This window comes from Acrocarpospora pleiomorpha (assembly GCF_009687885.1).
GTDB lineage: Bacteria > Actinomycetota > Actinomycetes > Streptosporangiales > Streptosporangiaceae > Acrocarpospora > Acrocarpospora pleiomorpha.
Window position 1 is genome coordinate 207,516 of sequence record NZ_BLAF01000010.1, and the last position, 14,722, is coordinate 222,237.

At 69.6% G+C, this 14,722-nt stretch carries 9 protein-coding genes and 1 pseudogene; 6 read left to right on the forward strand and 4 right to left on the reverse strand.

Annotation, left to right across the window (positions count from 1 at the left end):
* Positions 1-59: 59 nt before the first annotated feature.
* Both Aple_RS10515 and Aple_RS10520 read right to left on the reverse strand, forming a co-directional pair.
* Positions 60-2,000, reverse strand: coding sequence for an ABC transporter permease (locus Aple_RS10515; RefSeq protein ID WP_155344322.1), 1,941 nt, complete (start codon positions 1,998-2,000; stop codon positions 60-62).
* A complete protein-coding gene (locus tag Aple_RS10520) occupies positions 1,997-2,671 on the reverse strand; it encodes an ABC transporter ATP-binding protein (RefSeq protein WP_155344323.1) in 675 nt (224 codons plus the stop codon). The genes Aple_RS10515 and Aple_RS10520 overlap by 4 nt, the downstream gene beginning before the upstream one ends.
* A gap of 195 nt (positions 2,672-2,866) precedes the next feature.
* Here Aple_RS10520 and Aple_RS10525 point away from each other — a divergent pair, with 195 nt between their 5' ends.
* The 3 genes from Aple_RS10525 (at position 2,867) to Aple_RS10535 (ending at position 6,937) form a co-directional block, all read left to right on the forward strand.
* Positions 2,867-3,349, forward strand: a complete 483-nt coding sequence (locus tag Aple_RS10525) for a hypothetical protein (protein ID WP_155344324.1) — start codon at positions 2,867-2,869, stop codon at positions 3,347-3,349.
* The gene (locus tag Aple_RS10530; protein ID WP_155344325.1) at positions 3,346-3,684 is read left to right on the forward strand and encodes a winged helix-turn-helix domain-containing protein; all 339 of its coding nucleotides are present in this window, start codon (positions 3,346-3,348) and stop codon (positions 3,682-3,684) included. The genes Aple_RS10525 and Aple_RS10530 overlap by 4 nt, the downstream gene beginning before the upstream one ends.
* A 139-nt stretch (positions 3,685-3,823) precedes the next feature.
* On the forward strand, positions 3,824-6,937 hold the full coding sequence (locus tag Aple_RS10535; RefSeq protein ID WP_170321391.1) for an SGNH/GDSL hydrolase family protein: 3,114 nt from the start codon (positions 3,824-3,826) through the stop codon (positions 6,935-6,937).
* Positions 6,938-7,296: 359 nt separating this feature from the next.
* On the opposite strand, the gene Aple_RS10540 is transcribed toward Aple_RS10535, so the two are convergent.
* Both Aple_RS10540 and Aple_RS10545 read right to left on the reverse strand, forming a co-directional pair.
* The gene (locus Aple_RS10540) at positions 7,297-10,452 is read right to left on the reverse strand and encodes an FG-GAP-like repeat-containing protein (protein WP_155344327.1); all 3,156 of its coding nucleotides are present in this window, start codon (positions 10,450-10,452) and stop codon (positions 7,297-7,299) included.
* A 281-nt stretch (positions 10,453-10,733) separates the two neighbouring features.
* Positions 10,734-11,249, reverse strand: a complete 516-nt coding sequence (locus Aple_RS10545; RefSeq protein WP_218038232.1) for a ricin-type beta-trefoil lectin domain protein — start codon at positions 11,247-11,249, stop codon at positions 10,734-10,736.
* Positions 11,250-12,262: 1,013 nt separating this feature from the next.
* Here Aple_RS10545 and Aple_RS10550 point away from each other — a divergent pair.
* The 3 genes and pseudogenes from Aple_RS10550 to Aple_RS10560 all read left to right on the forward strand — a co-directional run.
* Positions 12,263-12,765: pseudogene (locus Aple_RS10550) on the forward strand ((2Fe-2S)-binding protein); the annotation flags it as partial.
* Between the two features lie 31 nt (positions 12,766-12,796).
* Positions 12,797-13,555: an FAD binding domain-containing protein gene (locus Aple_RS10555; protein ID WP_155344329.1), complete on the forward strand. Its 759-nt coding sequence runs from the start codon at positions 12,797-12,799 to the stop codon at positions 13,553-13,555.
* A complete protein-coding gene (locus tag Aple_RS10560; protein WP_155344330.1) occupies positions 13,552-14,718 on the forward strand; it encodes a xanthine dehydrogenase family protein molybdopterin-binding subunit in 1,167 nt (388 codons plus the stop codon). The genes Aple_RS10555 and Aple_RS10560 overlap by 4 nt, the downstream gene beginning before the upstream one ends.
* Positions 14,719-14,722 lie beyond the last annotated feature (4 nt).

The following is a 14,722-nucleotide window of genomic DNA, read 5'->3' on the forward strand; positions in this document are numbered from 1 at the left end:
CCCCCCGGTCCGCTATACGTTGAGAGTGGAAAGGAGCGGGAGCTCTCCTTTCCCTTCGGTCAGTCCGGGCGGGGAGCCGGGTCGGCGGTGACCGCTCGCAGGAGCGGGCGGCTGAGCGCGCCCGCGCCGATCACGCCCGCGAACCCCACGACGACGCATCCGGCCAGGGTGGCCGCGCCCACCGTGCTGGCGCCGCCGGACGTGGCGCCGGACATGAACGGCAGCGCGCAGAACACGCCCACGAGGATCGCTCCGCCGCCCATCACCGTCAGCGGGATCAGCGTCTCGGCCCGGCGGGCCCGGTCGAGCACCTCCAGCGGCGTGCCGGCCAGGCGCAGCAGCCCGTACGTCTGCCGCCGGTCCAGCACCGACGACATGGCGGTGATGCCCGAGCTGGCGATGGCCACCAGGAACGACACCGCCAGCACGACGTTCGTGCCCACCCGGATGTCGGTGAAGATCTGCCGGGTGGACTGATTGTCGGCCCGAGTCGTGGGCGTGCGCCCGGGAACGAGCCCGGCCAGCGCCGTGCGGGCCCGGTCCACGGTGGCCGCGTCGGCGGCGCCGTCGAGGGCCGTGACCACGGCGTTCCGCTCGGGTTTCACGGTCGCCGTCACGCCGGCTTCGCGCAGGCGTTCGCGGGCCTGCTCGCTCACCTGCTGGGCTTGCCCGGCGGACGTGGTGACGCGGAGTTCAGGGGGTCCGGCGGTCCCGCCGTCGAGCACGGCAGGGCTGAGCAGTCCGAGGAAACCGGCCACGAACCCGGTCAGCGCCACCCCGCTCACCGTTCGCCAGGCGGAGCGGGGGTCGTCCACGAGCCTGCGGCCGGCGAGCAGCCGTACTGGGCCGCGGGCGAGCCTGGCCGTGATCCGGCCGATCATGCCGACCACCCAGGGCCCGACCAGGTTCACGCCCAGGAACGCCAGCGCCAGCGCCACCCCGATGATCGCGATGCCGGTGTTCATCGACAGCAGCGGGATGACGGCCAGCACCGCAAGCAGGGCGAGCACTCTGACGAACCGCATGGCGGGCGGTGTCTCGCGTTTGGCCACCCCCAGCGGGCTGACCACCACCCGCCGCAGCCCGACCACCGCCGACAGGCCCACCAGCAGCGGCACGGCGACCAGCACCGCCGCCATGACCAGCGGGCTCGGGAACACGTCGGCCGCGAACCAGGGGCCTCCCTGCATCTCGATCCTGGACAGCAGCGGCGCGGCCAGGGCGTAGCCGACGGTCCCGGCCAGCGCGCCGGCCAACGCCACGATCACCGCCTCGGCCACGGTCATCCCCACCACCTGGCCGGGCCTCGCGCCGACCAGGCGGAGCGCGGCCAGCCGCTGATCGCGCCGGGCCACCGTGAGCCGGGCCGCCGCGCCCCCGAAGATAAGCAGCGGCACGACCATGAGCACGCTGGCGATGACCGCGAGCATCTGGTACTGCGTCGCCTCCTGGCTCGCCTGCCCGCCGAGGGTGGCGACCTTGACCGGCGCCGTGTCGCCGATCGAGTCGCCGCCGCCGGACGCGGCCAGTTCGGCCGGCTTGTGGCCGACGACCGCGACCAGCTCACCCGGATACACGAGCGCCTCGTCGCCGAGCACCCCCGCCTGGCGGGGGAAACGCGCGGCGAGCTCGGCATCGGGAAGCCGCCCGGCCAGCTCGGCCAGGGCGGGCGAGAGCCACGCCTCGCCGGGGCGGGGGAAGCGAGGCAGGCCGGGCGGCGGATCGGGTGCCTCGCCGAGCGCGGCCAGGTCGACGACGGTGATCGCCTGGTCGCGGACGAAGTCCTGGCGCGACCCTTCGATCGCCACGGCGCCCGAGGAAGCCGGGACCGGGTTGCGCCAGGCGCCGCGATCGGCCCTGGCCTGGAAGGCGAAGTTGGCGGCCACCGCGAACAGCAGCAGTGCCGTTGACACGGCGACCGCCCCGAGCGTGAGCCAGGTGCCGAGCATGCCGCGGCGTCCGCCGCCCTTGAGCAGGCGCCAGGTCAGTGCGAGGTTCATGCGCGCACCTCGCTCACCAGCTGCCCGTCGCGGACCTCGACGGTGCGGTCGCACCAGGCGGCCACGTTCGGGTCGTGGGTGACCACGATCAGGCTGGCGCCGTTGTGCCTGGTCGCCTCGACCAGTAGCCGCATCGTGTCGTGGCCGGTGCGCTGGTCGAGGGCGCCGGTGGGCTCGTCGGCGAACACCACCGCTGGCTTGCTCACCAGCGCCCTGGCGATGGCCACCCGCTGCGCCTGGCCGCCGGACAGCTCCCCGGGCCGCCGCGTCTCCATCGTCTGCAGGCCGAGAGGCGCGAACCACTCGCGGGCCTGGCGTACGGCCTGGGCCCTCGGCACGCCGCCCAGCATGAGCGGGAGGGCGACGTTCTCCTCGGCGGGCAGCTCGGGCAGCAGCTGGCCGAACTGGAAGACAAAGCCGAAGCGGGTACGGCGCAACTCGCTGCGCTTGCGCTCTCCCATCGTGTCGATGCGCTGCCCCAGCAGGTGCACCTCGCCCTCGTCGGGTTTCATGATCCCGGCCAGGCAGTGCAGCAGCGTCGATTTGCCCGACCCGCTCGGGCCCATGATCGCCACGGCTTCGCCGCCCCGCACCGCGATGTCCACGCCGCCGAGGGCGACCGTCTGCCCGAACCTCTTCACCAGGGCCCGTCCAACAAGCACGTCATCCATGCCGACGAGCCTCGCGCCCGGGACGGGTACAGGAGATCGGCCGTTCGTCCACATCCATCTCGACCGCCTCGGCCGAACGGCGGATCCCGGGGACCGGCTGGACCAAGCTCGAGCGTGTGCGATGAGGGAAAGTACTTGCCAGCCAGGAAACCTCATTGTACTTTCCATCTAGGAAAGTATTGTCGAGGAGGGCACATGTCTGACCAGGTACGGCCCGAGGAGGCCGCACGCGCGCTCACCGAGATCGGCCAGCGGCAGGAGCAGGTCATCCGGCTGACCGTCATTCCCCACTGGTACTGGTGGGCCATCGCCGTCCTGATGGTCGCGTTCGCGGCGGCCGTCGACACCCGGCAGAGTCTCGTCGTCGGGATCGGCACCGCCGTGTTCGTGGCCGGCGTGCTCACCAGCACCGGGCGGGTGGTGTTCCGCACGGTCCGTAGCGCCCAGCCGCGCAACGACCTGCTCGGCCCCGGTGGCGTGGTCGCGATCCTGGGCTTCGTGGCGGTCACCAACGTCGTGTCGCTGGCGGTCGCGTTCATCCTGAAGGCGTTCGGGGTTTCGTACGCCGCGACCATTGGTGTCTCGGTCGCCGCCGTCATGCTCGTGGTCGGCGGCCCGATGCTCATGCGGTACCTTCAGGGACTCATGCTCGCGAACCGGTCCGGGAGTCGTCGGTGATCAAGCCCAAGTTCGACGAGCTGATCCACGCACCCACCCGGCTCTCGCTCGTCTCCCTGCTCGCGGCCACCGGGTGGGCGGACTTCCAGTTCCTGCGCGACAGCGTCGGCCTGTCGGACTCCGCCCTGTCGAAACAGCTCACGACGCTCGAGGACGCCGGCTACATCGAGATCCGTAAGGGCTTCGTCGGAAAGCGGCCGCGCACGTCGGCGAGGCTCACCAACGTCGGCCGGGCGGCCTTCGACCAGCACGTCGCCGCACTGCAGGAGATCGTCGCCAAAGCGGGCGCGTCGGTGCTCCCCTCGACCTCCTCCGATGGGCCAGGTCGCTGGTGACCGCTGTCATAGCCGCCCGCGAGTGTTAATGGGGGATTCACGCCGATCTTGTCTGGGCTGGACATGATCAACACCGAATGCGGAGGTGTGCGTGAATACGCGAAGAACGACTGGCCGGGTGGCCTTGATCATGTCCGTCGTGGTGGCTCTGTTACTGGGCCTGACGCCCCCGGCGACAGCGGCGGCGGGGCCGCGGTTCGCCGTGCCGAGTGGCTCCCTCGGGAATTTCTCCGTGGTCGTGGCGGCGGAGTCCGTAACCCTGGAGCTGGACGCGTCCGGCTTCGACCGGGACCAGATGCGCGAGTTTCTCCAAGAGACGCAGAGCCGTAACCCGCGCCTCAGCGACACCATTCGCGAGGACTTCGAGGAGCATACGAACGGAATGCCGGGGGGCGGCGAGGACCCCAGCGAATGGCCCGACTTCGACGGGCAACTGTCGATCACGGATACCGGCATCGCGCTGCGCGTCGACTCCGATCAGCCGCTCACGAACGCCTCGTTCTGGGCCAACATTCTGGCCGCGGCCGCGGGCGTGCTGACCGGGCTGGTGCTGCGGTCCATCTGCATCGGCTTCGCCCCCGAGGCGGCCGTGATGTGTGTCGTCATCGGCAACTTCTTCGGCGGCATGACGCGGGGGATCATCATCCAGGCCATCGACGGCACCCTCAAGGACGGCAAGGCGTGGGCCGAGACGCTCGCCCAGTCGCTCCTCCTGGCCGCAGGGGGGGCCGCCTGGGAGGGCGGCGTCAGCCGCTGGTCCAAGGAGGTGCTGCCCGGTCACATCGACCGACTGGGGCAGGCGCTCGTCCGGCTGGGTGACCGGCTGTCCGCCGGGTGGGCGACCTTCAAGGAGGGCTGCGCGGCCGCGGGCGAGTTCCTCCGGGAGGTCGGCAGGAACCTCGCCGACGCGGTCTCCCGGGTCAGGGTTCGGAGCGCGCTGCGGGTGATGCCGGCGGGTGACTCGATCACCTACGGCGTGGGGAGCTCGTCAGGCAACGGGTATCGGGCGATGCTCTGGGACAGGCTGCGCGAGATCAGTTCCGGCCTGGACTTCGTGGGCTCGAACAGCTCGGGCAGCATGATGGACGACGACCACAACGGGTATCCGGGCCGGGAGATCGACACGATCGCCGGACCCGCGAGCCGCGACGCTTCCACCATGCGCCCGAACGTCGTGACGCTCATGGCGGGGACGAACGACATTCAGCGCGACGTGGACGTGGCGAACGCCCCCGCGCGCCTGGGCCGCCTGATCGATCAGGTGCTCGACGGCTCGCCGGAGGTGGCGATCGCCGTGGCGACGCTGGTGCCGGTGGTGGGCGACCCGCCGGCGCAGGCCCGGCGCAACGCGTTCAACACGGAGGTCCGCGCGCTGGTCGAGACGTACCAAGATCAGGGGAAGAAGGTCATGCTCGCGGAGATGGGGCCCATGACCGCCGACATGATGTTCGACCGGCTGCACCCCAACGACAGCGGGTACGCCTTCATAGCCCAGGAGTTCGCGGAGACGACGGACGCCATGATATCCCGCGGCTGGGTAGAGGAGCCGCAGGGCGGGGTCACCGATCCGAACGTCGGCGGCGGCGACGACGGTTCCTGCCCGACCGTGGGCGGCGGTTGGGTCGACCGCGGCAAGATCGCCACGGGTGGGGTGGCCCGCGTCAGCGGTGCGGTGCGGTTCGCGGACATCGACGGCAACGGCCTGACCGACTACCTGCTCCTCAAGGACGACGGCGCGGTCGACGCGTGGACCAAGATCACCGGCGGCTGGGACCGCAAGGGCCAGATCGCCCCGGGTACGGGCAATCCCGGGTCGAAGGTACGCTTCGCCGACATCGACGGCGACCACGACGACGACTACCTGGTCGTGCACGACAACGGCGCGGTCGACGCCTGGCGCAACGACGGTGTCTACGTCAACGGTCCCAGCGGGTGGTACTCGCTGGGCCGGATCGCCGAGGGCACCGGTAATCCCGGGTCGAAAGTGCGCTTCGCCGACATCGACGGCGACCTTGACGACGACTACCTGGTGATGCACGACAACGGATCGATCGACGCCTGGCGCAACAACGAGGTCGACGAGGTCGGCGGCAGTGGCTGGAAGTCACTGGGCCAGATCGCCGAGGGCACCGGTAATCCCGCGTCGAAGGTGCGCTTGGCCGACCTCGACGGCGACAAGGACGCCGACTACCTGGTCGTGCACGACAACGGCGCGGCCGACTTCTGGCGCAACGACAACGTCGACGACGTGGGCGGCAGTGGCTGGAAGTCACGGGGCCAGATCGCCAAGGGCACCGCGTTGGGCGGCGGGTCCAAGGTGCAGTTCGCCGACGTCGACTCCGACCGGGACGCCGACTACCTCGTGATCGGCGAACGCGGCGAGGTCAGCCTCTGGCAGAACAACGACGTCGCCGAGGTGGGCGGCAGCGGCTGGACCGAGAAGGGCCTGCACGTCCGTGACCTCAACGTCTCCGGGACGGTGCGCTTCGCGGACCTCGACGGCGACAAGGACGCCGAGTACCTCGTCGTCGGCCCGGGAGGAGTCGTCGACGCGTGGCGCAACGACAACGTCGACACGGTGGGCGGCAAGGGGTGGTACCAACTCGGCAGGATCGCCAAGGGCGTGTCGATGTCCTCATCGGAACGGGTGGCCTTCGCCGACTTCGACGGTGACGGCGACGACGACTACCTCGTCGTGACCGGTGCCGGTGTGGTGCGGGCCTGGCGCAACGACGGCGTCGTCGCCAAGGGCGGCAGCGCCTGGAAGGAGGTGGGCACGATCGCGCACGGCACGCCGAACCCGGGCGAGGTCCAGTTCGCCGACATCGACGGTGACGGCGACGACGACTACCTCGTCGTGGCGTCGGACCACTCGGTCACCGCGTGGCGCAACGACGGCACGAACGCCCCGGGAGGGGGCGGATGGACGTCCAAGGGCCTGATCGCCAAGCCGACGGCGAGCATCAACGAGAAGACGATGTTCGCGAACCTCACCTGCGACCGCCGGGCGGACTACGTGCTCCGGGACCCCACCCAGAACAACAAGTTGACCGGCTGGACGAACCTGGATGGGTTCGCGAACCGATGGGCCGCGCCGAAGAAGGTCGCCTGGGGGGTGGCCGTCGGTTACGAGGCCGAGATCCATCTGGCCGACCTCTCCGGTGACGGCCTTGACGACTACTTGATCGTCGACCCGCGCTCGGGGGCCACGGAGGCGTGGCTGAACGCGGGCGGCAACCAGGCCGACCGGTAGCAGGCGGAGCGCCCGGTGCCGTGAAGAGGCGCGCCGGGTGAGGGAAGCGGCCCGAAGAAACGGACCGGTCGAAAGACCGGCACCGCGCTTCGGGCCGACTTTCAGCACGGCCCTAGGAGATCTTGCGGCGGTAGGTGACCACGGCGAAGGTCCACGCGACGACGAGGATGCGCACGCAGCCGCTTCGACCTCAAGACACCGCGCGAGCGATCGCTGTGACAGGCCGGCAGCTGAGGGCCCCGCCGCAGCCTGCGGCGGGGCCCGATGGCCAGGACCTCCCAGGACCGGCAGGGGCAGCACGACCAGGGAGTTGCGGGCGGCGCCGGTGAAGACGATCGCCCGGCCGGTCCGCGTCCGGGTCAGCCCTTGCGGACCTGCCCGTTGCCGTGCCAGGCCGTCACCGCACCGGTGGAGGTGGAGACCAGATAGTCGAAGCGGCGGTCACCGTTGACGTCCTCCAGGAAGACCTGACCACGGGTCGCCCCGACGCCGGTCCTGATCTCACCCTGGATGAGCCAGTTCGGGCCCCCGCTACCCCGGTTGTTCAGCCAGGCCCAGATCCGCCCTCGATCGTTGACCGACAGGTAGTCGTCGCGCCCGTCACCGTCGATGTCGGCAAAGGTGATCATCGAATCGTGAAGGCCGATGCCCGCGGCGATCTCGCCCCATTCGGTCCAGATCTTGGAGGGGAAGGCGTTGCCCCAGGCGCGTACCTGCCCCTGCGGTCCGACCATCAGGTAGTCGTCACGGCCGTCACCGTCGATGTCGGCGAAGCGCAACCCTTCCCGCGTCCCGCCCGATACACCGGCGGCGACCTCGCCCCAGGGGGTCCAGATCTTGGAGGGGAAGTTGTTGCCCCAGGCGCGTACCCCTCCCTCCGGGCTGACGAGGAGGTAGTCGTCGCGGCCGTCACCGTTGAGGTCGGCGAACCGCAACTCCTCCCGCGTCCCGCCCGGCACACCGGCGGCGACTTCGCCCCACGGGATCCAGATCACGGAGGGGAGCTTGTTGCCCCAGGCGCGCACCCGTCCCTGCGGGTCGACCATCAGGTAGTCCGCCTTGCCGTCACCGTTGAGGTCGGCGAACCGCAACCCCTCCAGCGTCCCGTCCGATACACCGGCGGCGATCTCGCCCTGATGATCCCAGCGCTCGGCCCCGGCGAACCGCGCGCCCATCCACGCCCAGACCTGCCCGGCGGCGTTGATCGTCAGGTAGTCGGCGCCGCCGTCGCCGTCGACGTCCGCGAACTCGACATTCTCCCGGGACGCCCCGGCACCGGCGGCGATCTCACCCTGGACCAGCCATGACCCGCCACCGGACTGGCCGATGGTGTTGAGCCAGGCCCGCACCTTCCCCTGCGCGTTCACGACCAGGTAGTCGTCGCGGCTGTCACCGTCGATGTCGGTGAACCGCACCTCCTGAGAGGTCGCTCCGACACCCCAGGCGACGACGCCCAATTCGGTCCAGATCTTGGAGGGGAGGGCGTTGCCCCAGGCGCGTACCTGTCCCTGCGAGTCGACCATCAGGTAGTCGTCACGGCCGTCACCGTCGATGTCGGCGAACCGCAATCCCTCCCGCGCCCCGCCCGATACACCGGCGGCGACCTCGCCCCAGGGGGTCCAGATCTTGGAGGGGAAGTTGTTGCCCCAGGCGCGTACCCGTCCCTGCGGGTCGACGAGGAGGTAGTCGTCGCGGCCGTCACCGTTGAGGTCGGCGAACCGCAACTCCTCTCGCGTCCCGCCCGGCACACCGGCGGCGAGCTCGCCCCAAGGGGTCCAGATCACGGAGGGGAGGGCGTTGCCCCAGGCGCGTACCCGTCCCTGCGGGTCGACGAGGAGGTAGTCGTCGCGGCCGTCACCGTTGAGGTCGGCGAACCGCAACTCCTCTCGCGTCCCGCCCGGCACACCGGCGGCGATCATGCCCCCAAATCGCTCAAATCGGTTCCAGCCGTCCATGCCAGTGACCGAAGGGCCATTCCCGGGCGTTGGGCCGCACGCTCCGGGGACGCCGTTCTTGGCGGTCAGGAAGCCGCCCCACCGCAGGGCGGTGCTGATCGTCTTGTCGAATGCCGCGGCCATCTTCCGGTAGCCGTTGGCGTTCGGATGCAGGGAGTCGGTCATGTCTCCCGGTGTGACCGCGCCCATGTCGACCAAGTAAACGGCCCGGCCCGCGGCCTGGAAGCCGGCGACGATGCCCGGGATCGCCGCGTTGTACTGCTGGATGCGATTCATGATCGCCGGTGTCGTCGACGGAATGAGGGTGGAGACCAGGACCGTGGTCTCCGGGCCGGCGGCGATGATCTGGCCAATGAGGCCGCGCAGCCGTTCGGGGGCGCCCGCCACATCGATGTTGCGGGCCATGTCGTTGGTGCCGATGTGCAGCGTGACGACGTTCGGCCGGTATTCACGCATCGTGCAGGACGCGATTCCGCTGATCTGGCTGATCGTCCAGCCCTGATGCCCCTCGTTGTCCCCGTCCGCCAATTGGCCGGTCTTCTGGGCGCCGACGTAGTCGAGACTGTCGACGTCATCGGCGAGGAGAAGATCCCACAACTGGGCCCGGTAGCTGGAGCTGTCCGGCGTCCCGTCTCCGTAGGTGATCGAGTCACCCAACGGCAGGACCCGCAGATTCACGGAGCTGGTCGCGGCGCCTTCCTCCAGCCCGTCCGCCAGGCTCTCGGTGAAGCCGTCGGCGTTCATTTCGATCGCCTCGCCGGCCTGTTCGAGGCGGGACCCGGCCGTTCTCGCCCAGCCCGTGAGGCTTCGGCCTGTATCCCTCACCCATCGGCCCACGTTCCGCATAATGCCCGGGAGCTTGGTGCGGGCCCAGACGTTGAGCCCCGATTCCCAGGCGGCTCCCATCAGGGCCGCCACCACCGCGAGCCCCACCGCCTTACCCCAGCGTCTCCAGTCCTGCTGGGCGCCGTCGGCGAAGATGTTCACCGCCTGATAGATGAGGACGCTAAGGGCGTTGCCCACGGCCACGCAGAATGCCGCGGCGAAGACGCTGCCCGCCCCGCCGGTACCGAGACCGAAAAAGCCCTCGCACTGAATGCGGACCGCCAGTCCCGCGAGGTAACTGGCGGCGGCCACCAGGACGTCCTGCCACCAGCTCAAACTGTTGGCCTGCACCTCGTCGGCCTCGATGGTGAGTGACAGGATGGAACCCGTCACGGCGAGAGTGCCGTCGAAGTCCCGCTCCACCGTGAACGTCCCGTCCCGGAGACGGAGCGGGTAGTGCTCGGCCTCCTGCTGGAACGTGTCGCTCAGCTGCGGATTCCGGTTGTTGAGATCCGTCACCTCGGCTCGCACCCTGGCGAGGTCGACGCCGGCGGGCAGCGGGATGGAGATCGTGTAGCTGGTGGGCAGCGGGTCGTCGGCGGCCTCGGCCGTCCGCGCCAGGCTCACCACCATCGACATCATGACCAGGATCGCCACCGCGATCCTGCCCCACCCGCGAGATCGTGACGGCCGCCATCGTCCTTGCGTGCCGCCGCCATCTAATCTGACAGCCATTCTTCCTCCACTCATGAAAACAAAGCCCGTCGACAGAAATCGGGGGCTCTCGCATAAACCGCAAAGGAGCACCGTGTGGGCAACCCAGGCCGGGCCGACGGCCTGCTCCTTGTTTCGGCGGGTACCGCCCGGTCACGGCCAGGCTGATGTGATTACTCGATCGTGACCGCGGCCTCGCCGGGGCGGATGCAACCTCTGTCCACCCCCGGCGAGGCCGGAGTCAACACACCTTCACGCTCGCGCGACTCACCATGAGTTACGCGGGGATCCCGGACGGGTGTTTACCAGCCGAACTGCCAGTGCTCGTTCTGGTAGTTGCCGGTGATCTCCGAGTAGACAGCGCCGGTGACATCGGTGAACAGAGTCCACTTCCTGCTGGGATTGCCGTGCCACTGGTAGAAGACGACGTCCCTCCAGCCCGTGCCCTGCGCATACCACTCGGGATCGAGAGCGGAATCGGCGTTGTCGCACTCGGAGGTCGTCTTGATCCTGGAGCCCGAGTAAACGAACGCGAGACACCTCTTTGTCGCCTTGTTCTTGAGGGCGACGATGTCATATGCGGGGCCGCCGGGGCCGCTGCGCAGTTGAAGGAGCGGCTCCCAGATCTGGTGGTCGTTGGTGCCGCGGGCGCTGCACGGCAGCGTGTACACCTGCCCGGCGAAATTGCTGTCCAGGCACTGCTTGGTCAACTTGCTCCGCAGGATGCTCTCGCCGACGTACCCCGCGGCCTGGGCGGGCGCGGGCAGCGTCACACCCACGGCCAGCGCCACGGCGGCGATGATCGCGGCCGCGATCATCCTCCGGACACGGTGATGAGCCGACCGGCTCATCACCCAGTTGATACCGCTACCAGACATTTTCCCTCGCTGTCCGTTCAGGAAGGACACCCCCTGTGGGCGTTGCGGATTCCCTGAACGCGCATTCAAGTCGGGCTGGAGTGCCGTGTGGTGTACGGCAGATGAACGATTCATCAGCGCTAGATGACGATAAAGACGATTGATGCCGGGATTCCGCGATGAGTCGCTACTCGAGTGCTTTAAGTGATCATGTTTCCGGTAGGTTAAACGGCGTCACAAAAACGCAACAGGAATCCGCTCCTGTCAACATGAGAATGGCTCGCCGAACATGAGAACACCAAGCCCGCTCGTCGCTTCCGAGCGTCAAGAAACGATCGCAGTCTGCCGCGTTGTCATCACGGCGTTACCGGGCAGATTTCCCGGCGTCAATCTTTGAGATATTACAGCTTCCTTACGGCTGCCTCACCAGCGGATTCTTTCGTCAACTGGGGCACTTCACCACAGCGACGACAGGGCGAAGCCGCAATGACAACCAACTCAGGCCAAGGCGGAAAAGAAAAGCCGCACCGGACTGGCGGCAAACTCCGCGCACCGAATCGGCGGCAACCATCGACCGATGTCACCGCGACACTGATTTCCATCACATTGGTCGGAGCGGTGGAGTCCACGCCTTGGCGACCACCTGCGACCATGCTTGGTCGACCGACATTTCGCGCGGACATTCCGTTCATATTCAGGGAGGAAACCGGCGGGCAGGCGCTCGCATCGGTGAACGATCCGACCGGTGCCCTTCCCGCGTTCTACACGGTCATTTCAGCGCGACAAGCTCATCGAGATGTGGGGCGACGACGCCGGCCCCGCCCCGGACACCGCCGGCGTGGTGGCCGGCCTGGCCGCTCTGATCGCCGTCGAGAGCAGCCGCCACGCGAGCAGGAATGGGCAAGGACGCGCGAGTTTTGGGGATGCTCCGCCTGCCGCAGGACTGATTGCGTAGCCCTGAGAAAGGGAGGGCGATGACAAACCACCACCGCAGCGTGATTTCGCTGCAGGTCAACGGCGTGCCGCACCGGTTGAGTGTCGACAACCGCAGGACGCTGCTGGACGCGTTGCGTGAGGACATCGGCCACACCGGACCCAAGAAGGGCTGCGACCACGGCCAGTGCGGCGCGTGCACCGTGCTCTGGACGGCAGGCGGGTGGTGTCCTGCCTGACGTTGGCGGTGGCCGCCGAGGGCGCCGAGATCACGACCGCCGAGGGACTGGCCGGTGACGGCGAACTGCTGCCGCTTCAGCAGGCGTTCATCAGGCTCGACGGCTTCCAGTGCGGGTACTGCACGTCCGGGCAGCTCTGCTCGGCCGTCGGGATGCTGGCCGAGCACGCGGCCGGCTGGCCGAGCGCCGTCACCGCCGACGTCTCCCCGGACGGCCCGGCGGAGTTGGACGCGACGGAGGTGCGCGAGCGGATGAGCGGCAACCTGTGCCGCTGCGGCGCGTACCCGTCGATCGTACGGGCGATCTCGACACGGCCGCCCGCGAGGAGGTGGCGCGGTGAAGGAGTTCGCCTATCAGCGTGCGACGGAGGTCCGCGACGCGCTGGTCGCCGCGAACGGCGGCGCCCGTTACCTGGGCGGCGGCACGAACCTCGTCGACCTGATGAAGAACGGGGTCGAGGCGCCCACCCGGCTGGTGGACGTGCGCTTCCTGCCGCTCGACGGGGTGAGCGAGGCGCCGGACGGCGGGCTGGTGATCGGCGCGACGACGACCAACAGCTGGTCCCGGCACTGCGCGGCCACCCATCCCTCGGACATGGCGGTGGCGATGGCGGCGTTCGACGCGGTCGTGCGCTACGAGACGCTCGACGGCGCCGGTGAGATCCCGCTGTCGGAGTTCTACCCGCCCGTCGGCGACACGCCGGAGCGGGAGACGGCGCTGCCGCCAGGAGCCCTGATCACAGCGGTCGTCCTGCCCGGGTCCGCGGTCTCCCCGTGGTCGCGGTACCGCAAGGTCCGCGAGCGCGCCTCCTACGCCTTCGCCAACGTCTCCATCGCGGCCGGCCTGGATGTCCACGACGGGCTGGTACGGAGTGCGCGCATCGCCCTCGGCGGCGTCGCGTCCCGGCCCTGGCGCGCTCGGACCGCCGAGGACCTCCTGCGGGAGGGGCCCGCCACCCCCGACAGGTTCCGGGCCGCCGCCGACGCGGAACTGTCCGCCGCCGAGCCGTTGCCGCACAACGGATACAAGGTGACGCTGGCGCGCAACCTCATCGTGGCCGTACTGACCGAACTCGCCGAGGAGACCCGCGCGTGAACGATCTGACCACGGGCGCCGTCGGCATGGCACGGCCACGGATCGAGGGCCGGGCCAAGGTCACCGGCGGCGCGCGCTACGCCGCGGACGTGCCGATGCGGGACCTGGCGTTTGGCGCGATCGTCGTGTCCACCGTGTCCCGGGGGCGCGTCCGCGACATCGACGTCTCGGCCGTTCAGGACATGCCGGGCGTGCTGGGCGTGATCGATCACAGGAACGCGCCCCGGCTCGACCCGAAGGCCGGGCATTTCTTCGGCCCGGACGGCGGGCTGCAGCTCCTGCAGGATGATGTGATCCCCTTCGCCGGCCGGCCCGTCGCGCTCGTGGTGGCGGAGACGCCGGAGCAGGCGCGGGCGGCGGCCCAGGCGCTGCCGGTGACGTACGAGGAGCGGCCGCACGACACGGACTTCTCCGCCGGCCACCCGGCGGCCCGTCCGGCGATCACGCTCTTCGACGGGCCCGTGGACGTCGGTGACGTGGACGCGGAGCTGGCCGCGTCCGCGGTGGTCGTCGACGAGCGGTACCGCACACCCGAGGAGCACTGCGCCGCCATGGAGCCGCACTCGGCGACCGCGTGGTGGGAGGGCGAGCGCCTGCAGGCCGTCGACTCCAACCAGGGGCCGTTCTTCATCGCCACCGTCCTGGCCACGCTGTTCTCCCTGGACCTGGAACAGGTGCGCGTCCGCACCGAGCACGTCGGCGGCGGTTTCGGATCCAAGGGGCTGTGCGGCCCGCAACTCGTGCTGGCCGTGATGGCCGCGACGCGGTTCGGGCGGCCCGTACGGGTCACCCTGACCCGCGACGAGGTGTTCCTGACGACGGCGATGCGGCCGGCGACCGACCAGCGGATCCGGATCGGCGCCGGCGCCGACGGCCGCCTGCGGGCGATCCACCACGAGCCGGCGTTCGAGCTGTCGCCGCTCGCGGAGTACATCGAGGGGTGCACCGAGCTCACCAAGACGCTCTACGCGGCGCCCGCGATCCGTACGCGGCTCACCGCGGTCCCCCTCGACATCCTGCCGCCGTACTCGATGCGCGGCCCTGGGGCCGCGCCCGGGTCCTTCGCCCCACATCGCCGCGCACGCCGACGTGCCCGACATCGAAGCCGATTTCGTGCCCGACTACGAGCCCGGCCTTCCCATGGGCGTCAAGGGCGCCGGTGAGATC

Coding starts and splice junctions, on each gene's coding strand:
- Aple_RS10515 (WP_155344322.1), bottom strand. CDS start 2,000: ATGAACCTCGCACTGACCTGGCGCCTGCTCAAGGGCGGCGGACGCCGC.
- Aple_RS10520 (WP_155344323.1), bottom strand. CDS start 2,671: ATGGATGACGTGCTTGTTGGACGGGCCCTGGTGAAGAGGTTCGGGCAG.
- Aple_RS10525 (WP_155344324.1), top strand. CDS start 2,867: ATGTCTGACCAGGTACGGCCCGAGGAGGCCGCACGCGCGCTCACCGAG.
- Aple_RS10540 (WP_155344327.1), bottom strand. CDS start 10,452: ATGGCTGTCAGATTAGATGGCGGCGGCACGCAAGGACGATGGCGGCCG.
- Aple_RS10545 (WP_218038232.1), bottom strand. CDS start 11,249: ATGATCGCGGCCGCGATCATCGCCGCCGTGGCGCTGGCCGTGGGTGTG.